The 19382-nt window shown below is 59.7% G+C and carries 25 protein-coding genes; 13 read left to right on the top strand and 12 right to left on the bottom strand.

Features of this window, described 5'->3' with window-relative positions; all coding sequences use genetic code 11:
• Positions 1-134: 134 nt before the first annotated feature.
• From AB4P96_RS06930 to AB4P96_RS06920, 3 genes are all read right to left on the bottom strand, one after another.
• Positions 135-1037 (bottom strand): alpha/beta fold hydrolase, encoded by a 903-nt coding sequence (locus AB4P96_RS06930; RefSeq protein ID WP_099549447.1) that lies wholly within the window; start codon positions 1035-1037, stop codon positions 135-137.
• A complete protein-coding gene (locus tag AB4P96_RS06925; protein ID WP_017135082.1) occupies positions 1037-1819 on the bottom strand; it encodes a class II aldolase/adducin family protein in 783 nt (260 codons plus the stop codon). The genes AB4P96_RS06930 and AB4P96_RS06925 overlap by 1 nt, the downstream gene beginning before the upstream one ends.
• A 276-nt stretch (positions 1820-2095) precedes the next feature.
• A complete protein-coding gene (locus AB4P96_RS06920) occupies positions 2096-2551 on the bottom strand; it encodes a flavodoxin (RefSeq protein ID WP_176992545.1) in 456 nt (151 codons plus the stop codon).
• A 129-nt stretch (positions 2552-2680) separates the two neighbouring features.
• Between AB4P96_RS06920 and AB4P96_RS06915 the strand changes: the two genes are divergently transcribed.
• Both AB4P96_RS06915 and AB4P96_RS06910 read left to right on the top strand, forming a co-directional pair.
• A complete protein-coding gene (locus AB4P96_RS06915) occupies positions 2681-3148 on the top strand; it encodes a PAS domain-containing protein (protein ID WP_017135085.1) in 468 nt (155 codons plus the stop codon).
• 58 nt (positions 3149-3206) lie between these two features.
• On the top strand, positions 3207-3812 hold the full coding sequence (locus tag AB4P96_RS06910) for a hypothetical protein (RefSeq protein ID WP_017135086.1): 606 nt from the start codon (positions 3207-3209) through the stop codon (positions 3810-3812).
• A 2-nt stretch (positions 3813-3814) separates the two neighbouring features.
• Here the strand turns inward: AB4P96_RS06910 and AB4P96_RS06905 are convergent, their stop codons facing one another.
• Positions 3815-4774, bottom strand: a complete 960-nt coding sequence (locus AB4P96_RS06905; RefSeq protein WP_395600627.1) for a MerR family transcriptional regulator — start codon at positions 4772-4774, stop codon at positions 3815-3817.
• Between the two features lie 211 nt (positions 4775-4985).
• Here AB4P96_RS06905 and AB4P96_RS06900 point away from each other — a divergent pair, with 211 nt between their 5' ends.
• Genes AB4P96_RS06900 through AB4P96_RS06875 form a run of 6 tightly spaced genes read left to right on the top strand, consistent with a single transcriptional unit; the run spans position 4986 to position 7910 of the window.
• Positions 4986-5543: an antibiotic biosynthesis monooxygenase gene (locus AB4P96_RS06900; protein ID WP_099549444.1), complete on the top strand. Its 558-nt coding sequence runs from the start codon at positions 4986-4988 to the stop codon at positions 5541-5543.
• A gap of 57 nt (positions 5544-5600) precedes the next feature.
• Positions 5601-6311, top strand: coding sequence for a dihydromonapterin reductase (folM, locus tag AB4P96_RS06895; protein ID WP_099549443.1), 711 nt, complete (start codon positions 5601-5603; stop codon positions 6309-6311).
• Positions 6312-6331: 20 nt separating this feature from the next.
• Complete coding sequence (gene folE / locus AB4P96_RS06890; RefSeq protein ID WP_017135090.1) at positions 6332-6892, top strand: GTP cyclohydrolase I FolE; 561 nt, start codon at positions 6332-6334, stop codon at positions 6890-6892.
• 2 nt (positions 6893-6894) lie between these two features.
• Positions 6895-7266, top strand: a complete 372-nt coding sequence (folX, locus tag AB4P96_RS06885) for a dihydroneopterin triphosphate 2'-epimerase (RefSeq protein ID WP_017135091.1) — start codon at positions 6895-6897, stop codon at positions 7264-7266.
• Positions 7267-7282: 16 nt separating this feature from the next.
• A complete protein-coding gene (locus AB4P96_RS06880; RefSeq protein WP_017135092.1) occupies positions 7283-7579 on the top strand; it encodes a DUF1244 domain-containing protein in 297 nt (98 codons plus the stop codon).
• Entirely contained in the window at positions 7572-7910 is a 339-nt protein-coding gene (locus tag AB4P96_RS06875) for a HopJ type III effector protein (RefSeq protein WP_176992543.1), read from the top strand. The genes AB4P96_RS06880 and AB4P96_RS06875 overlap by 8 nt, the downstream gene beginning before the upstream one ends.
• 188 nt (positions 7911-8098) lie before the next feature.
• Here AB4P96_RS06875 and trxB read toward each other — a convergent pair whose 3' ends face one another.
• Positions 8099-9061, bottom strand: coding sequence for a thioredoxin-disulfide reductase (gene trxB, locus AB4P96_RS06870; protein WP_017137935.1), 963 nt, complete (start codon positions 9059-9061; stop codon positions 8099-8101).
• 292 nt (positions 9062-9353) lie between these two features.
• Between trxB and cysZ the strand changes: the two genes are divergently transcribed.
• Together cysZ and AB4P96_RS06860 are read left to right on the top strand one after the other, a co-directional pair.
• Positions 9354-10118 carry a sulfate transporter CysZ gene (cysZ, locus tag AB4P96_RS06865; RefSeq protein ID WP_017137936.1) on the top strand — a complete coding sequence of 255 codons (765 nt, stop codon included), beginning with the start codon at positions 9354-9356 and terminating at the stop codon, positions 10116-10118.
• Positions 10119-10172: 54 nt separating this feature from the next.
• Entirely contained in the window at positions 10173-11351 is a 1179-nt protein-coding gene (locus tag AB4P96_RS06860) for a glycosyltransferase family 1 protein (RefSeq protein WP_099549440.1), read from the top strand.
• 107 nt (positions 11352-11458) lie between these two features.
• Here AB4P96_RS06860 and AB4P96_RS06855 read toward each other — a convergent pair whose 3' ends face one another.
• From AB4P96_RS06855 to rplU, 7 genes are all read right to left on the bottom strand, one after another.
• Entirely contained in the window at positions 11459-12562 is a 1104-nt protein-coding gene (locus tag AB4P96_RS06855) for an NADH:flavin oxidoreductase (RefSeq protein ID WP_017137938.1), read from the bottom strand.
• A 165-nt stretch (positions 12563-12727) separates the two neighbouring features.
• A complete protein-coding gene (locus AB4P96_RS06850) occupies positions 12728-13210 on the bottom strand; it encodes a glutathione peroxidase (protein WP_017137939.1) in 483 nt (160 codons plus the stop codon).
• Positions 13211-13311: 101 nt separating this feature from the next.
• Positions 13312-13776 (bottom strand): CreA family protein, encoded by a 465-nt coding sequence (locus AB4P96_RS06845; RefSeq protein WP_017137940.1) that lies wholly within the window; start codon positions 13774-13776, stop codon positions 13312-13314.
• A 16-nt stretch (positions 13777-13792) separates the two neighbouring features.
• Positions 13793-14911, bottom strand: a complete 1119-nt coding sequence (gene proB / locus AB4P96_RS06840; protein WP_026013771.1) for a glutamate 5-kinase — start codon at positions 14909-14911, stop codon at positions 13793-13795.
• A gap of 109 nt (positions 14912-15020) precedes the next feature.
• On the bottom strand, positions 15021-16244 hold the full coding sequence (cgtA, locus tag AB4P96_RS06835; protein WP_016976186.1) for an Obg family GTPase CgtA: 1224 nt from the start codon (positions 16242-16244) through the stop codon (positions 15021-15023).
• Positions 16245-16437: 193 nt separating this feature from the next.
• Positions 16438-16695: a 50S ribosomal protein L27 gene (rpmA, locus tag AB4P96_RS06830; RefSeq protein WP_003176049.1), complete on the bottom strand. Its 258-nt coding sequence runs from the start codon at positions 16693-16695 to the stop codon at positions 16438-16440.
• A gap of 34 nt (positions 16696-16729) precedes the next feature.
• A complete protein-coding gene (gene rplU, locus AB4P96_RS06825) occupies positions 16730-17044 on the bottom strand; it encodes a 50S ribosomal protein L21 (RefSeq protein WP_007950961.1) in 315 nt (104 codons plus the stop codon).
• A 239-nt stretch (positions 17045-17283) separates the two neighbouring features.
• On the opposite strand from rplU, the gene AB4P96_RS06820 reads away from it, so the two are divergent.
• From AB4P96_RS06820 to AB4P96_RS06810, 3 genes are all read left to right on the top strand, one after another.
• A complete protein-coding gene (locus AB4P96_RS06820; protein ID WP_099549439.1) occupies positions 17284-18252 on the top strand; it encodes a polyprenyl synthetase family protein in 969 nt (322 codons plus the stop codon).
• A gap of 211 nt (positions 18253-18463) precedes the next feature.
• Positions 18464-18805 carry a zinc ribbon domain-containing protein YjdM gene (locus AB4P96_RS06815; protein ID WP_003230858.1) on the top strand — a complete coding sequence of 114 codons (342 nt, stop codon included), beginning with the start codon at positions 18464-18466 and terminating at the stop codon, positions 18803-18805.
• Positions 18806-18964: 159 nt separating this feature from the next.
• On the top strand, positions 18965-19222 hold the full coding sequence (locus AB4P96_RS06810) for a hypothetical protein (RefSeq protein ID WP_003194088.1): 258 nt from the start codon (positions 18965-18967) through the stop codon (positions 19220-19222).
• Positions 19223-19382 lie beyond the last annotated feature (160 nt).

The following is a 19382-nucleotide window of genomic DNA, read 5'->3' as shown; positions in this document are numbered from 1 at the left end:
CACGCACGCAGCCTTTGGTCACAATAAACACGGCCGAGGCTGAATGGTGCTCAATAAGACAGCGCGATGATCAACCGGCTGTTGTGGCGAGGGAGCTTGCTCCCGCTGGGCTGCGCAGCAGCCCGGGATTGGCCTCAGGAGTAGGCCACTCGCGGCGCCGGCTGAGCGATGCGTTCACGAAACGCCAAATAATGCTTGAGCACCAGCACCGGCGCTTCGATCTGCGGGTAGTGGCCGATATTGGTCAGTAATACCGAGTCGGCATTGGGCACCAACTGGCGATAACGCTCCACCATATGCGCACCGGAAATGGGATCGACTTCTCCATCGATTACCCGCAGCGGCACTTCATTGCGTTGCATCGCCACCACCCAGCGTTCACGCAGACGGCGGCGCTGGGGAATGTAGGCAATCAACTTATGCAGGATACGCGGGCCGTCATTGCAGTTGATCAAGCTCCAGAAGTCATCCAGTGCACTTTCACTGGGCCGCGTGTTCGGGCCGAAAATCTGGCTGAAACTGTTCGACAAAGCGTTGCGCCCAAAGGCACGGCCGATCATCCAGCCGAGTGGGCTGAGCAAGAGTTTCTGCACCAATGCCGGGCGATGGGTCTCGGGAAACAGCCCACCATTGAGGAACACGCAGCTGGCCATCAGGAAGCGGCCGTCGTAATGGCGCGCCAGTAATTCCTGGGCCACGCTGTCGCCATAGTCATGGGCCAACACATGCACCGGCCGCTCCACACGCAGGTGTTCGAGCAGCGCCTGTTGCAGGTCGGCCTGCTCCAGCAGGCAGTAATCGTGGTTCAGCGGCTTGGCCGAATCGCCAAACCCGAGCATGTCGCAGGCGATCACCAAGTTACGCTGGGCCAGGGGCTGCCACAGGTAGTGCCAGTCCCAACTGGCGGTGGGAAAGCCATGAATCAATAGCAACGGCTCGCCCTGCCCCGCTACCCAGTAACGGATCATGTGGCCACGAAAGAGAAATTCCTGGCCACGTTTGCGCCAGGCTCTGAGCGGTATCTCGGCGAGTGGCATCAGCTTTTATACCCGGGATCTTGCAGGTCCAATTTACGCAACAGCGCCGGCCACGCCAGTGCACCACCCATACCTTGCGCGCTCTTTGTGACAACCGCCACCATCGCCTTGGCACCCGCCAGAATCTGCGGCTCAATGGCAATTAATTCGGCGCCGCCGTTTTGCGCCAGCACCTGGATGTCGCAAGCGCGCTGGAAGGTGAACATCATTAAAAACGTGTCGGCGATCGAACCAGCGCAGGTCAACAGACCGTGGTTGTGCAGCATGAGGAAATTGTTGTCGCCCAGGTCCGCCTGTAAGCGGGCTTTTTCTTCAGGGTTGAGCGCCACGCCTTCATAGGCGTGATAGGCCAGGCTGGACAACACAAAGGTGGATTGCTGGCTGATCGGCAGCACGCCCTGCTTCTGCGCCGACACCGCAACCCCCGCGGCGGTGTGGGTGTGCAGCACGCAGACCACGTCGTGGCGCACTTCATGGATGGCACTGTGGATGGTGTAGCCGGCGGGGTTGATCTCGTAAGGGCTGTCCATCAGCTTGTTGCCGGCCTGATCAACCTTGACCAGGCTCGACGCCGTAATTTCATGAAACATCAACCCATAGGGGTTGATCAGGAAATCATCGGTACCCGGCACCTTGGCGGAAATATGCGTGAAGATCAGGTCATCCCAGCCATGCAGCGCCACCAGGCGATAGCAGGCCGCGAGGTCGACGCGGGTCTGCCATTCGGCAGCGCTGACCTGGTCTTTGACATTCTGTGGCGATAGAACAGGGGCTAGGCTCACGGCAACAACCTCCTTGGTTCGCGTTCTTATTATTTTTCTGGATGAGGAGCCAGTCTAGTCAGGCGCGATGACGCAAGGAGTTGCCTTGGCAGCCAGCTTGATGACTGAGCGAGTCAGTCATGAGAATAGTACAAACGGTGTCAGAGAAGTGCCGCCAATAAAGGCACGGCGAACAGGTTGAGCAAGCCCGTCAGCACGAGCCAGAACACCGGCATCAGCTTGCGCTGGGGCATTGCCTTTATCTGGCGTGGCGGGCCTTGCTGCGTGAATTCCCGGTCAAGCGCGCAGTGCCGTGACCAATTCGGCCAGCCAAGGCTCGGCGTCGGCTTCCGGGGTCACGCTTTCGCTGGCGTCCAGGCGCAGCATCGGCAGCACTTCGCGTACGCCCAGTTCGGCGAACAGTTCGCGCATTTGCTCGCCGCCACCGCAGAACGTGTCGCCATAGCTGGCGTCGCCCAGGCCGATCACCGCACCGGGCAGGCCGCGCCAGGCGGCTGGCAGTTGGTCACGAATGTTCGAATACAGCGGTTGCAGGTTGTCGGGAAGTTCACCCATGCCGGTGGTCGATGTGACCGCCAGGAATGCCTCGGGGGCAAAGGCTTGCACGTCGGCCAAGGTGGCGCGTGGGTTGTGCCAGGCTTCAAAACCGGCGGCGTTGAGGATACCGGCGGCGTGGCGGGCGACTTCTTCAGCTGTGCCGTAGACCGAGCCGGAAAGGATGGCGACTTTCATCAATCTGATCCTGTAGTTGAGCGAAAGCGTGGGATATTAGCAGCTGACACAAATATTTCAGTGCACACCGTGCAACATTCAAAAGTTGCCATAGAATTCAGGCTTTAAAAACATGCGATGGATTGCTCAATGATCAACGCCAACCTGATGCAACTGGTGATCAACGCTTCTAACGACGGTATCGTCGTCGCCGAACGTGAAGGCCAGGACAAGCCGCTGATCTACGTGAACCCGGCGTTCGAGCGTTTGACCGGTTACACCCTGGACGACATCCTGTATCAGGATTGCCGCTTCCTGCAGGCGGGTGACCGTGACCAACCGGCGCTGATGGCCATTCGTGAAGCCCTCGACAGCGGTGGCGCCTGCCGGGAGATACTGCGCAATTACCGCAAGGACGGCACGCACTTCTGGAATGAGCTGTCGCTTTCCACGGTTTACAACAAGGCCGACAAGCAAACGTATTTTGTCGGTGTGCAAAAAGACGTTACGGTTCAGGTGAAAGCGCAGCAACGCATCGCTCAGTTGGAAGCCCAAGTGGCCGAGCTTAAAGATGAGCTGGCGGCACTCAAGGCGACGAGCGGAATTAACAAAGTGTAAAAAATGCGGTCTTTAGAGCGATAATGGCTTTTTAATGCCTCACCCTTGAGCTACATCAATGCAACGCGACGCGCTATTGACGCAGGACGAGCTGGATTTTATCCAGGACATGCAGCACAACCCGCAACTCAACCTGCGGGATGCCTGGTCGAGCCTGACCGTTAATGGCGGTGCGCAGATTCGCGATTTGCTCACGCGCCTGGCCGCTCACGACCACGTCACCATCCAGGCACAGTTCGACAACCAGCAACTGACCTTCCCGCTGCATTTGGTGGAAGACGAGTTTCATGCGGTGCATCTGCGCTTGGGCGTGCCGAGCATTTTTGAAGATGGGCCGATGATCCGTCCATGGCGCCTGGCGCTTGAAGCCCCCGTAGCGATGGAAAACGTCCGGGGCAACCCTGCCGCGCTATGGGTGCATGAGGTGTCATTCAAGGGCGTACTGGTGGAAATTCGCGGACGGGTCAAACCGCCGAAAACCTTTTCCCTGTGGTTCAGCCCGTCCGGTTACGAGCGTATTGCCTTGCGCGGCACGCTGGAACGGGAAACCGCGCGGGGTCTGTTCGCTTATCGCCTGAGCCAGAGTGACGCGAATGAGATCGAACGGTTACGCCAGTTCATCCTGCATCAGCACCGGTTGGTCCATCCGCACGTACACGCCTGAAATCAACTATCCAACTGGCCTGCAAGAAACTGCTGCAAACGGCTCTGCATCTGGCGCCCTTCGCTGCCCAGGCAGCCGATAGACGAACCGGCCAGATCACCCTCGGCCAGGTCCGCAGCGGCACCGGCCAGGAACAGTGGGCAATCCAGGGTCAACGCCAGACGGTTCAGGCGCGCTGCCAGATCATGGTTATGCGAATGGTTGGAGAAAATCACCAGCGCCTTGGGCCGGATCTTTTCACACACCAATGTCAGTTCATCAAAGGGCTGGCCCATGCCCAGCACTTTCACCGGCGTGTCTTCGTGACTGAGCATCAGCGCCGCTACCAGCAGTTCCAATTTACGGCATTCGCCAGGCATGGCCGCCAGCAACACCCGCGGCGCGAGTGGGGCACTGGCAAGCTGCAAGCGCTCAAAGGTACGCATGCGCAGGAAGGTGTCGTAAAAAAGCCATTCACTGGCCTGGCCAAAATGCCCCTGGTGGCGCATCAGATCGCTCCAGAGGGGCATCAGGATGTCCTGGAACGCAACGTTCAGCGGGTAAGTCGCGAAAACCTGACCGTACAGGCTTTCCAATTGGCGATCGTCAAAGGCTTTGACCGCCTGCAGCAACCGCAGCCGCCACTGTGACCACTCACTCTCGTCGACCTTATCGCCCTCGGCACGAATGGTCTCAGCCTGCTGATCGTCACGGGCGAGGATCTTACCGACCTTGCTCACGGCCACGCCGCGTTCAATCCAGTCGAGAATACGATTGACGGTCACAATATCGGCGCTGGAGTAGAGCCGATGCCCGCTTTCGGTGCGCGTTGGCTGGATCAGGCCATACCGCCGCTCCCAGGCTCGCAGTGTGACCGGGTTCACACCTGTCAGTCTTGACACTTCACGGATCGGAAACAGCTCATCTGAGACGGTTGATTCCAGTTGCGAAATGCTATCAATGGGCACATTAATCACGGGCATTTTGAGCCAAAAAGCCAACGTTATTTGGGGTCCCATTTAACGCCTTTCTACCTGTCCTTTTCAAGGCCGTTACTTTTCGGACCACTGCCGCTGGCGTATTTCTTCAAAACAGGAATAATCCTTGCCTGCTTTTTGGTGATGGTCTTACCCGACCGCCACCTTAGTGCGCCACCTACCCGGCTTGGCGCACCTGATTACTTGGAGATACACAATGTCTACCTCTCCCGTCACCTTGATGGTTGCGCGCCGCGTGGCCAAAGGGCGCTATGAAGAATTGATGGCCTGGCTGCGCGAAGGCGAGCAATTGGCCACTGACTTCCCCGGCTACCTGGGTTCCGGCGTGCTTGCGCCGCCGCCCAATGATGATGAGTTTCAGATCATCTTCCGCTTCGCCGATGAAAAAACCCTGCATGCCTGGGAGTTCTCCGCCTCGCGCAGCGCCTGGCTAAGCCGTGGCAGCGAACTGTTTGCCGACCCGTCCGAGCATCGCGTCAGTGGCATCGATGGCTGGTTCGGTGCCGTGGGTGCACGACCACCGCGCTGGAAACAGGCGGTGGCGATCTGGCTGGCATTTTTCCCGGTGTCGCTGCTGTTCAACTTCGGCCTGGGGCCGCTGCTCAGCGAGTTGGACATGTTCCCGCGTGTGCTGGTCAGTACCCTGGCACTCACGCCGCTGATGGTTTACTTCTTTATTCCTCTATCGACCCATCTGCTCGCGAGCTGGTTGCATCCAACACCAACGCCCAAGGCTACCCAAGCCGCTGCTTGAGTACAGGCGTGGCCGGTCGCTGGTATAGTTTCAACCTGCCAGCGACTCGAGCCTCCCATGACGGTAACCAACGCCCCGATCCTGATCACCGGTGCCGGCCAGCGTGTCGGCCTTTATTGTGCCGAGCGCCTGCTCGACGAAGGCCACGCGGTGATTTTCAGCTACCGCAGCGAACGCCCAGGCGTTGAGGCCTTGCGCGCGCGTGGCGCGCTCGGCGTGTTTGCCGACTTCTCCACTGAGGCCGGGATTCTGGCCTTTATCGCCGAACTGAAAACCCATACCGACAGCCTGCGTGCGATCATTCACAACGCGTCGGCGTGGGTTGCCGAAACACCTGGCGACGAAAGCCGCGCCTTTACCGACATGTTCAGCGTGCACATGCTTGCGCCGTATCTGATCAACCTGCATTGTTCACCTTTGCTGCAACGCTCGACACCCGCCGATATCGTGCACATCAGCGATGACGTGGTGCGCAAGGGCAGCCGCCAGCACATCGCCTACTGCGCCACAAAAGCCGGTCTCGACAGCCTTACACTTTCGTTCGCTGCGCAGTTTGCGCCGCTGATCAAGGTCAACGGCATCGCGCCGGCGATGGTGATGTTCAACGCGGGCGATGATGCGGCGTACCGCGCCAAGGTGCTGGCCAAGTCAGCGCTGGGCATCGAGCCTGGGCCTGCGGTGATCTACCAGAGTGTGCGTTACCTGCTGGACAACCCGTATGTCACCGGAACCACCCTGACCGTCAACGGCGGGCGGCATATCAAGTAAGCCGTTTGTGAGGATGTTGTATGACCTTGTCCCTGCCCCAACACTACCGCGAGATCCTCAAAGGCCTGGGCGAAGACCCGGAGCGCGAAGGCTTGCTCGACACCCCCAAGCGCGCCGCCAAGGCCATGCAGTACCTGTGTCATGGCTATGAGCAGGACCTGGAAACCATCGTCAACGGCGCATTGTTCGCCTCCGATAACGACGAGATGGTGATCCTCAAGGACATCGAGTTGTATTCGCTGTGCGAACACCATTTGCTGCCCTTTATCGGCAAGGCCCATGTGGCCTATATACCGACCGGCAAGGTGCTGGGCCTGTCGAAGCTGGCGCGCATTGTCGACATGTACGCGCGGCGCCTGCAGATCCAGGAAAACCTCACGCGGCAGATCGCCGACGCTATCCAGCAGGTCACCCAAGCCGCAGGCGTGGCGGTGGTAATTGAAGCCAAGCACATGTGCATGATGATGCGCGGCGTGGAAAAACAGAATTCAACCATGAACACCTCAGTGATGCTCGGCGCGTTCCGCGAGTCGAACACCACGCGTATGGAGTTCCTGCAACTGATCGGACGGAGCAAGTAGCAATGCCACAACTTCAACCAGGCATGGCGCGCATCCGGGTCAAGGACCTGTGCCTGCGCACCTTTATTGGCATCAATGAAGATGAGATCAACAACAAGCAGGACGTGCTGATCAACCTGACTATCCTGTATGCCGCCCAGGAAGCCGTGCGCGACAATGACATCGACCACGCGCTGAATTACCGCACCATTACCAAGGCGATTATTGCCCACGTCGAAGGTAATCGCTTTGCGCTGCTCGAACGCCTGACGCAAGAGTTGCTGGACCTGGTGATGAGCAATGAGTCCGTGCTGTACGCCGAAGTCGAAGTGGACAAGCCCCATGCGCTGCGCTTTGCCGAGTCGGTGTCGATAACCCTCGCAGCCAGCCGCTGATAGTTAAGTGAGCCTTATGAACGATCAACAACGCCTCGAACTCGAAGCCGCCGCCTTCCGCCGGTTGGTGGCCCACCTGGACAGCCGCAAGGATGTGCAGAACATCGACCTGATGAACCTCTCGGGCTTTTGCCGCAACTGCTTATCCAAGTGGTACAAGGCCGAGGCCGACGAGCGCCACATCGAGCTGAGCCTCGATGATGCCCGCGAAGTGGTGTACGGCATGCCGTATGCCGAGTGGAAAGCCCAATACCAGCAAGAAGCCAGCGCCGACCAACAGGCGGCGTTCGCCAAAGGAAAACCCCATGACTGATCTGAACACCCTGCGCGCCAGCCTCAACAGCGGCGAACACGTTTTTGCCGACACCCTGGCTTTTGTAGCTGCCGGTTACGACTACCAGCCGCAGGCTTTTACCAATGGCGGCGTAGAAAATGCTGCTGGTCAGAACGAAGGTTCATGCAAGACCTTGGGCTTGGCGCTGCTGGAAGGCTTGAGCGACCAGGAAGCGCTGCTGGCGTTTGGTGAGCATTACCGTTCGGTGGTGGCAACGCCGGAGGGCAGTGATCACGGCAATATCCGCGCGTTGATTGCGCATGGTTTGGCCGGTGTGAAGTTCACCGCACCACCCCTGACCCGCCGCTGATTCAATCTGATAACCCGGTTTAAGGTGGGAGCTGGCTTGCCTGCGATAGCGGTGTGTCAGCCACCACCGCTATCGCAGGCAAGCCAGCTCCCACATTGAATCGGGTTGGCACATCAGCACTGTGGTGCGGCTTGAATCGTGCGCATAAAAAAACCGGCCTCTCAGCCGGTTTTTTCATTTCAACGGGTTTAGAACGCAGCGTCCTTCAAACCGTCGAGGTAACGCTCAGCGTCCAAGGCCGCCATGCAACCGGCGCCGGCCGAGGTGATGGCCTGGCGGTACACGTGGTCAGCCACGTCACCGGCGGCAAAGATGCCTTCGATGTTGGTCGCAGTGGCGTTGCCTTCACGGCCGCCTTGCACAACCAGGTAGCCATCTTTGGCTTCAAGCACGCCTTCGAACAGCGAGGTGTTCGGGGTGTGGCCGATGGCGATGAACACGCCGTCGACTTTCAGCTCGTCGAAGCTGCCGTCGTTGTTTTTCAGGCGAGCACCGGTCACGCCCATGTTGTCGCCCAGAACTTCATCCAGGGTGGCGTTGAGCTTGAGGATGATCTTGCCTTCAGCCACACGGGCGTGCAGTTTGTCGATCAGGATCTTCTCGGCGCGGAAGGTCTCGCGGCGGTGAACCAGGGTCACGGTGCTGGCAATGTTGGCCAGGTACAGCGCTTCTTCCACGGCGGTGTTGCCGCCACCGACCACAGCGACCGGCTTGTTGCGGTAGAAGAAACCGTCGCAGGTCGCGCAGGCGGAGACGCCTTTGCCCATGAACGCTTCTTCCGATGGCAGGCCCAGGTAACGGGCGCTGGCACCGGTAGCGATGATCAGCGCGTCACAGGTATAGACACCGCTGTCGCCGGTCAGGCTGTAAGGCTTTTTCGAGAAGTCGACTTGGTTGATGTGGTCGAACACGATCTCGGTTTCAAAGCGCTCGGCGTGCTCTTTCATACGCTCCATCAGCACCGGGCCGGTCAGGCCGTGGACGTCGCCCGGCCAGTTGTCGACTTCCGTGGTGGTGGTCAACTGACCGCCTGCCTGCATGCCGGTAATCAGCAGCGGCTTGAGGTTGGCCCGGGCAGCGTAGACGGCAGCGCTGTAACCGGCAGGGCCGGAACCGAGAATAATCACTCGCGAATGACGGGTATCAGACATGACTCACTCCTATCGACCGCCCGGACCACAAGGCAGCTGGAATAAAAAAGGACCGCGAAGCACTTGGGGAAGGCTTGAACTCGCAGGCCCTGAAAATAATGGGTGCAGCGTATAGAGGGGGGCAAGATTAAGGAAATACGGAATAACAATCCAGCTCATAGGTGGTCTCTATGCAGTCGCCGCGATTAATCGACACCCTTGTTGCCTAGATGTTACCGCTGATGTCGCCGCTTTCGCCGAAGAAGCAAAGCCGGTAAGGTCGGCGCGTTCGTCTTCTTGCTCGGAGTTCTCCATGCCTGCCCCTGCTCTTTCTGGCCCGCAATACCTGCGTGAAGGCCTCAAACTGGTGTTGAGCCCTGGCCTGCGCCTGTTTGTGCTGCTGCCGTTGGCGATCAACCTGGTGCTGTTCGTCGGCTTGATCTATTTCGCCGGCCATCAGTTCAGCCTGTGGGTCGACACCTTGATGCCGACGCTGCCTGGCTGGCTGAGTTTCCTCAGCTACATCCTGTGGCCCTTGTTTGTGGTGCTGGTGGTGTTGATGGTGTTTTTCACCTTCACCATGCTCGCCAATATCATTGCTGCGCCGTTTAACGGTTTTCTCTCGGAGAAAGTGGAGGTGGTGGTGCGCGGCACCGATGACTTCCCGGCCTTCAGCTGGGGCGAGTTGATGGCCATGGTCCCGCGCACCCTGGCGCGGGAAATGCGCAAACTGGGTTACTTCCTGCCACGGGCCATCGGCCTGTTTATCCTGTCGTTCATTCCGGTGGTCAACCTGATCGCCGCGCCGCTGTGGCTGCTGTTCGGTGTGTGGATGATGGCGATCCAGTACATCGACTACCCGGCGGATAACCACAAGCTGGGCTGGAACGAAATGCTCGCCTGGCTGCGTCAGAAGCGTTGGCAGAGCATGAGCTTTGGCGGCATTGTTTATCTGGTGCTGCTGGTGCCGGTGGTCAACCTGCTGATGATGCCGGCGGCCGTGGCCGGGGCTACGCTGTTCTGGGTGCGTGAGCAAGGGGCAGAGGCGATGGCGCGGCAGGCGATAGCCAAGTCATAAATCCATCATCCTAGAGTCACAATGACGACATGGCCCACGGTGACACTGTGGGTCATGACGACAGCCTCGCTCCACATCACCCTGATTACCGAAACCTTCCCGCCGGAGATCAATGGGGTGGCCAATACTCTTGGCCGCCTGTGCGAGGGTTTGCGCGCGCGCGGCCATCAGGTCGAGTTGGTGCGCCCCCGCCAGGGCACCGATCAAAGCCGGCCCAGCGACGATGGGTTGCTGCTGTGTCGCGGCTGGCCACTGCCGGGGTACCCGGGGCTGCAATGGGGCCAGTCGTCGATGCACAAGTTGCTGCGGCGCTGGACACGCCAGCGCCCGGACGTGCTGTACATCGCCACTGAGGGGCCGCTGGGGCTGTCGGCGCTACGTGCGGCGCGGCGCCTGGGGATCAGCGTGGTCAGCGGGTTTCACACCAACTTCCAGCAGTACTCCAATCAATATGGCTTGAGCCTGCTCAGCCGCATGGTGACCCATTACTTGCGCTGGTTTCACAACCGCTCGACCCTGACCCTGGTGCCCAGCGCGAGCCAGCGCCTGGAGTTGGAACGTCGCCACTTCGAGCGCCTGGGCATGTTGTCACGCGGCGTCGACAGCCAGTTGTTCCACCCCGCCAAACGCGATAACGCGTTGCGTGAAAGCTGGGCGCTGAATAACGATCAAATCGCCGTACTGCATGTAGGCCGACTGGCACAGGAAAAAAACCTGGGGCTGCTCAAGCGCTGCTTTGAAACCTTGCAGGACACCTACCCACTGCGCCAGATGAAACTGATCATCGTCGGCGACGGCCCGCAACGGGCGACGCTGGAAAAGGAACTGCCCGAGGCAGTGTTCTGCGGCACCTTGCGCGGCGAAGAACTGGCACGGCATTACGCGTCCGGCGATGTGTTCCTGTTCCCCAGCCTGACCGAAACTTTCGGCAATGTGGTGCTGGAAGCCATGGCCTCCGGCCTGGGTGTGGTGGCTTACGACCAGGCGGCCGCCACCCAGCATATTCGCCATGGCTACAATGGCGTGCTGGCGATGCCAGGGGATGAGGGCGCGTTTTGTGACGCTGCCAATTGGCTGCTGGAAGATGCGGAGAGTTTGCGCCGCATGCGCTTGAATGCTCGTCAGCATGCGAGCCGCCAGGGCTGGCCGGCGATTATCGAACAGTTTGAGCGCCAATTGCGCGGGGTGTGCGGCGAGCGGACAGTGATTGCAGGGCAGTCGCGGTTGATCTGATGCCTGTGTTGGCCGTTAGATCGCTATCGCGGGCAAGCCCGGCTCCCACATTGGAACGCATTTTCCTGTGGGAGCCGGGCTTGCCCGCGATGGCGTCGGAGCAGACGCTACACCAGGCTGGTTAACGCCTCACGACTGAACGGCAGAATGTCGCCCTCACGACCTTCGCGCACCTTCACGGCCCAATCCGGGTCCACCAGCAGGGCACGGCCCACCGCGACCAGATCAAACTCGTCGTTGTTCAGACGTTCCAGCAGCTTTTCCAGGCTGGCCGGTTGGGCGACCTTGTCGGTGTTGACCATGAACTGCAGGAACTCGCCGTCCAGACCCACACTACCGACAGTGATGGTCGGCTTGCCGGTGAGCTGGCGGGTCCAGCCGGCCAGGTTGAGGTCGGAGCCTTCGAATTCCGGTTCCCAGAACCGACGCGTGGAGCAGTGGAAAATGTCCACACCGGCGTCGGATAACGGCTTAAGAAACTCACCCAGCGCCTCGGGGGTTTGCACCAGGCGTGCGGTGTAGTCCTGCTGCTTCCATTGAGAGAAGCGCAAGATGATCGGGAAGTCCGGGCCGACGGCGGCGCGGGTGGCCTGGATCAATTCAATGGCAAAACGCGAACGGTTGGCCAGGCTGCCGCCGTATTCGTCAGTGCGCTGGTTGCTGCCCTCCCAGAAGAACTGATCGACCAGATAGCCGTGGGCGCCGTGGATCTCCACGCCATCCATGCCGATGCGCTGGGCATCCTTGGCGGCCTGGGCGAAGGCGTTGATCACGTCCTTGATGTCTTGTTGGGTCATGCCATGGACGACGACGTTGCCGTCCTTGAGTTTCTCCATCGGGCCGTAGGCCGGCACGCTGGCGTCAGGCTCGGTGCCGATACGGCGCACGCTGCCCACGTGCCACAGCTGCGGGACGATCTTGCCGCCTTCGGCGTGTACCGCGTCCACCACCTTCTTCCAGCCGGCCAACGCGGCCTCACCATAAAAGTGCGGGACGTTCGGGTAGCCATTGGAGGCCTGATGGCCGACCACCGTGCCTTCGGTGATGATCAGGCCCACGCCCGCAGCGGCGCGGCGGCGGTAGTACTCGATGACTTTGGAATTGGGTACGCCACCCGGCGAGAACGAACGCGTCATCGGCGCCATGACAACACGGGTGGACAGTTGCAGTGCACCGAGCTGGAAAGGTTTGAACAAAGCCTGGACGGGCATGGGAGCACTCCACATAAGAGGGATTTATGATGTGGATAATATGGGCCGTGCCGCGTGCTGGGTAGCACTATTGATCTGGGTGATTAAGGGGTAAAAGTGATGAGGGTTTAGGGCTGCTGCGCAGCCCAGCGGGAGCAAGCTCCCTCGCCACAGTGCAGGAACGATTCAGCTCAAGGCTTTTTCGATGGCCTGTACGATCGTCGGATCATCCGGCGCCGTGCGCGGCGAGAATCGCGCCAGTACTCGCCCATCCTTGCCGAGCAGGAACTTCTCGAAATTCCAGGTGATATCCCCAGGAAACTCAGCGCCCTCGCCCGCCAACAAGCGATACAGCTGATGGCGATCGTGACCATTGACGTCAAGCTTGCTGCCCAACGGAAAGGTCACGCCGTAGTTCAGGCTGCAGAACGCCTGGATTTCTTCCTCGGAGCCCGGTTCCTGGCCTGCAAACTGGTTGCACGGCAGGCCGAGCACGGTAAATCCCTGGCCCTTATACTGCTGGTAAAGGTTTTCCAGGGCGGCGTATTGCGGGGTCAAACCACATTTGGAGGCCACGTTGACCACCAGCACCACTTGCCCCTTGAAAGGCGCCAGCGGCAGCTCTTGTCCGTCCAAAGCTTTGAGTTTCAGGTCGTGGAAAGCACTCATGACGAACTCCAGATATCCCATGTTCTTCGCGTTGCGGCTGTTCGAGATTACAGACCACAAGCCTGCAATCATAGACGCCGATTGAAAAACTCGCCCGCCGGTTACTGCGCGGTCGGCCAGGGCAAAATCGGAATCGCGGTGACCGCATTCTGCGGGCTGCCTTCGATCAGACGGTCGCTGTAGACCAGGTACACCAAGGTATTGCGCTTCTTGTCGAGGAAGCGCACCACCTGCATGGTCTTGAACACCAGCGAGGTGCGCTCCTTGAACACTTCGTCGCCATCCTTGAGCTCGCCCTTGAAGTGAATCGGGCCAACCTGACGGCAGGCAATCGACGCTTCAGCGCGGTCTTCGGCCAGGCCCAGGCCGCCTTTGACGCCGCCGGTCTTGGCACGCGACAGGTAGCAGGTCACGCCGTCGACCTTCGGGTCATCAAACGCCTCGACCACAATACGGTCGTTGGGGCCGACAAACTTGAACACCGTCGACACCTGGCCGATTTCTTCGGCCGAGGCCAGCAACGGCATGGCCAGCAGCAGGCCGAGTAATCCTTTCATGACACGCATCGTGTATTTCCTTTATTCAGACCAGGATCAGGTTATCGCGGTGAACCAGTTCCGGTTCGGCCATGTAACCCAAGAGTCCGACAATCGCGTCGGACGATTGTCCAATAATCTTCTGTGCTTCAAGGGCGCTGTAGTTGGCCAGGCCACGGGCGATCTCGCGACCATCGGGCGCCACACACACCACCATCTCGCCACGGCGGAAGCTGCCCTGCACCAACTTGACGCCGACCGGCAGCAGGCTCTTGTTGCCCTGGGACAAGGCTGACACAGCACCGTCGTCCAGAACCAGCGTGCCACGGGTTTGCAGATGACCGGCCAGCCATTGTTTGCGCGCCGCCAGCATGCCGCGTTCCGGCGACAGCAGCGTACCGATGCGCTCACCGGCCTTGAGGCGATCCAGCACACGCTCCAGACGCCCACCGACGATGATGGTGTGCGCGCCGGAACGTGCGGCCAGACGCGCCGCACGCAGCTTGGTCTGCATGCCGCCACGGCCCAATGCACCGCCGACACTGCCGGCCACGGCGTCGAGCGCCGGGTCATCGGCGCGGGCTTCGTAGATAAGCTGGGCGTCGGGGTTGTTACGCGGGTCGGCGTCAAACATGCCGTCGCGGTCGGTGAGGATCACCAGCAGGTCGGCTTCTACCAGGTTGGCGACCAGCGCGGCCAGGGTGTCGTTATCACCGAAGCGGATTTCGTCGGTGACCACCGTGTCGTTCTCGTTGATCACCGGGATGACCTTGAGCTCAACCAGTGCGCGCAGGGTGCTGCGAGCGTTGAGGTAACGTTTGCGGTCGGACAGGTCGTCGTGGGTCAGCAGGATCTGCGCCGTGTGGCGGCCATGCTCGGCAAAGCTGGATTCCCAGGCTTGCACCAGGCCCATCTGGCCGATGGCGGCGGCGGCTTGCAGTTCGTGCATCGCGCTGGGTCGCGCGGTCCAGCCGAGGCGGCTCATCCCGGCGGCAACGGCCCCGGACGAGACCAACACCAACTCGACACCGGCCTCATGCAAGGCCACCATCTGCTCGACCCAGACGCTCATCGCTGCGCGATCCAGACCTTTGCCATCCGCCGTCAGCAGCGCACTTCCGATCTTTACGACCCAGCGCTGCGCACCTGTCACTTTGCTCCGCATCATCTTCAACCTTAGATTGAGGGCCCCGCGACCCAGCGCGGCCCATAACGTTATACCCGGATACCAAAACGCCGCTCCTGGGAGCGGCGTTTGAGTTTATCGCAACCTATCAGTCGCGCACGTAAATGATTTCCGGACCGTCTTCATCATCCACGTCTTCTTCGTCCCAATCGTCGTCGCCGATGTCATGGACCGACTTCACGCCGCTGCGGCGCAGGGCACGCTGGTCGTCCAGAGCTTGCAACTGGGCGCGGGCTTCGTCTTCGATCTGCTGGTCGAGTTCTGCCAGTTCTGCCTTGAATACCGGGTCGGCCGCCAGGCGGTCGGCACGGTCTTCGAGGTAGCGCATGATGTCGCGGGTCAGGCGCTCGGTGCCTTCTTTGGCGATGGCCGAGATCACGTAGACCGGGCCTTCCCACTCCAGGCGATCAACGATCTCCTTGACGCGTTCTTCGTGCTCTTCTTCGAGGATCTGGTCGCACTTGTTCAGTACCAGCCAGCGGTCACGCTCGGCCAGGGCCGGGCTGAACTTGGTCAGCTCGCTGACGATCACTTCGGCGGCGTCTGGTGCGCTGGTGTCATCCAGCGGCGCCATGTCGACGAGGTGCAGCAGCAAACGGGTGCGCGACAAGTGCTTGAGGAAGCGAATCCCAAGGCCTGCACCGTCGGAAGCACCTTCGATCAAGCCAGGAATGTCGGCGATCACGAAGCTTTTCCAGCGGTCTACGCTGACCACGCCCAGGTTTGGCACCAGGGTGGTGAACGGGTAGTCGGCGACTTTCGGCTTGGCGGCCGAGACCGAGCGGATGAAGGTACTTTTACCGGCGTTCGGCAAGCCCAACAGGCCCACGTCTGCCAGTACTTTCATCTCCAGCTTCAGGTCACGCTGCTCGCCCGGCTTGCCCGGCGTGGTCTGGCGTGGCGCGCGGTTGGTACTGGACTTGAATCGGGTGTTACCCAGACCGTGCCAGCCGCCCTGCACAACCATCAGCTTCTGGCCGGCCTTGGTCAGGTCGCCAATCACTTCCTGGGTCGCGGAATCGATGATCGTGGTGCCGACCGGTACGCGCAGTACCAGGTCTTCGCCTTTTTTACCGGTGCAGTCGGTGCTGCCGCCGTTGGAGCCACGCTCGGCATCGAAGTGCCGGGTGTAACGGTAGTCGACCAGGGTGTTGAGGTTTTCGTCGGCCATCATGTAGATGGAACCGCCGTCACCGCCGTCACCGCCGTTTGGACCACCGTTTTCGATGAATTTTTCGCGACGGAAACTCATGCAACCGTTACCGCCGTCGCCTGCTTTTACTCGGATGGAAACTTCATCAACGAACTTCATAACAAAACGCCTCTCGTCGCACGGACGAGCTTAAGAAACCAAGACATAAGACTCTTGCAAAAATGAGCGCAGCGACCTCAGAAAACGACCGCACATCCAGCGCCTGAGCCCATCACAAACAGCTTTGCAAGAGACTCACTCCACAAACGAAAAAGCCCCGTCGCGAGACAGGGCTTTTCCAGCGATCGCGCAATTAAGCGGCGACAACGCTCACGTAACGGCGGTTGAACGCGCCTTTTACTTCAAACTTGATCACGCCTTCGATTTTAGCGAAGAGGGTGTGATCTTTACCCATGCCAACACCGTAACCGGCGTGGAATTGGGTGCCGCGCTGACGCACGATGATGTTGCCCGGAATGATTTTCTGGCCGCCATACATCTTAACGCCAAGGCGTTTGGCTTCTGAGTCGCGACCGTTACGGGTACTACCACCAGCTTTTTTGTGTGCCATGAGTCAATTCTCCTAGTGAGGAATTAGGCTGAAATTAAGCCTGAATACCGGTGATTTTGATCTCGGTGTACCACTGGCGGTGGCCCATACGCTTCATGTGGTGCTTACGACGACGGAACTTGATGATGCGGACTTTATCGTGACGACCTTGGGAGATCACTTCAGCCACAACGGTAGCGCCAGCAACAACTGGAGCGCCGATGTTCACGTCATCGCCATTAGCGACCAACAGAACGCGATCAAAGGTAACGGATTCGCCAGTAGCGACTTCCAGTTTTTCGATCTTCAGGTATTCACCTGGGGCGACCTTGTATTGCTTGCCACCAGTAACAATTACTGCGTACGACATGGTATTTCTCCGATAATCCTGCTCACCCAGCGCTTTATAAGAAAAGGTATTGGCTGGCATGGCTGCATGGGATGGACGTCCCGAATGCAATTGCGTAAGGCAGGTGCTGCCCAGGAAGTTCAGGGTGCGCGATTGTACGCAAGGTAAATGGGTGATGCAAGGGGCCGTCTATCGCGCCTTGACACTGCCGGGTCAGGGTCCTAGCATGCCGCGCAACCCTTCTGGAGCGACTGTCGCTGATGCAACCCCAAGCTTTCTACCGCGCGGTCGCGGACGATTTTAGCGCCGTCGACGGCATCATCAAGCAGCAGCTCACGTCTAAAGTGCCGCTGGTCTCCAAAATTGGCGACTACATTACGTCGGCGGGCGGTAAACGCCTGCGACCTTTATTAGTGTTGCTGTGTGGCAAGGCTCTGGGCCGCGAAGGCGATGACCTGCGCCTGCTGGCCGCGACCATCGAATTCCTGCACACCGCGACCCTGCTGCATGACGACGTGGTCGACATGTCCGGCATGCGCCGTGGCCGCGAGACGGCCAATGCGATGTGGGGCAATGCCCCCAGCGTATTGGTGGGCGACTTCCTGTATTCGCGCTCGTTCGAAATGATGGTCGAACTGGGCTCGATGCCGGTGATGAAGATTCTTTCACAAGCCACGCGCATCATCGCCGAAGGCGAAGTACTGCAGCTGTCCAAGGTCCGCGACGCCAGCACCACTGAAGAAACCTACATGGAAGTGATTCGCGGCAAAACCGCGATGCTCTTCGAAGCCTCGACCCACAGCGCCGCCGTCCTGTGTGGCGCAACGACCGAACAGGCCGAAGCCCTGCGCACCTTTGGTGATCACCTGGGCGTGGCGTTCCAACTGGTGGACGACCTGCTCGACTACCGTGGCGACGCCGAAACCCTGGGCAAGAACGTCGGTGACGACCTGGCCGAGGGCAAGCCGACCTTGCCGTTGATCTACACCATGCGCGAAGGCACGCCGGAACAGGCCGCTCTGGTGCGCAAGGCGATCCAGAAAGGCGGGATTGAAGACCTCGAAGCTATCCGTGCAGCGGTAGAAGCCTCGGGTTCCCTGGAGTACACCGCGCAGTTGGCGCGTGACTATGCGGCCCGTGCCATCCAGTGCCTGGAAGCCCTGCCACCCAGCGAGTACCGGGATGCCCTGGTTGAGCTGAGTGAGTTTGCGGTAGCCCGCACGCACTGAGCAATATCTGCGAGCGCAGGCTTGTGTGGGAGCTGGCTTGTGTGGGAGCTGGCTTGCCTGCGATAGCATCACCTCGGTATAGCTGACACACCACGGTGCCTGCATCGCGGGAAAGCCCGGCTCCCACAAGGTTCCGAGGCGCCCACCCCAACCTGCAATAAACCCTATATAATGTGCGACTTTTAGCCATCCTGACTTTCAAGGAGCTTTAGTGAGCACGTTGCCACCCTGCCCGAAATGCAATTCCGAGTACACCTACGAAGACGGCGCCCAGCTGATCTGCCCGGAATGCGCCCATGAGTGGTCCGCCAATGGCGAGGCCGAAGTGGCGGGCGACGAAACCGTGAAGAAAGACTCTGTGGGCAATGTCCTGCAAGACGGCGACACCATCACCGTGATCAAGGACCTCAAGGTCAAGGGCACGTCCCTGGTGGTCAAGGTCGGCACCAAGGTCAAGAACATCCGCCTGTGCGACGGCGATCACGATATCGATTGCAAGATCGACGGTATCGGCCCGATGAAACTCAAGTCCGAGTTCGTGCGCAAAGTCTGAACCTGCTGCATCCATCCCGCGCCAGCCGCGGGATGGCGTTTTGCCCTCTGCGCTGACCTGCCTCAACATCCACACAGAAAAACCAGGAAACCGCCAATAGGCACTTGCTATTCCACGAATAAGAATTATTCTCATTGAAACTCATCAAGGAGAACGACCATGACTTATTTGATAGATGCCTGGCTGGACCGCCCACACCCATACCTGCGGATCCTGCATCGGGAAACCGGCGAAGTCTGTGCGGTGTTGGAAGAAGAAGCGCTGAATGAACTGCAGGATCAAGGCGACCTGGACGTCAACGGCCTGAGTTCCAGTGAGCCTGGGGTGCTGAAGGAGGTGGTGCGTAATCTGTTTCTGTTCTGCTATGCCCGAGCGTTGCGCCCGGCGACAGAGCTCAATGGCAAGTTCCATCCATGAACCACCGCGCAAAACCTGAATGCACCGGCTCTATGTGGGAACTGGATTTGTTGTGGCGAGGGAGCTTGCTCCCGCTCGGCTGCGCAGCAGTCGCAGGCCTTTAGGGGCGCTTCGCACCCCAGCGCAAGCAAGCTTGCTCGCCACATCAATCCCGGCTCCC

It is taken from the genome of Pseudomonas sp. B19125, from assembly GCF_044218855.1.
Lineage (GTDB): Bacteria > Pseudomonadota > Gammaproteobacteria > Pseudomonadales > Pseudomonadaceae > Aquipseudomonas > Aquipseudomonas edaphica.
The sequence above is the reverse complement of the archived record's forward strand: the minus strand, read 5'-3'. Positions and strand labels throughout refer to the sequence as shown.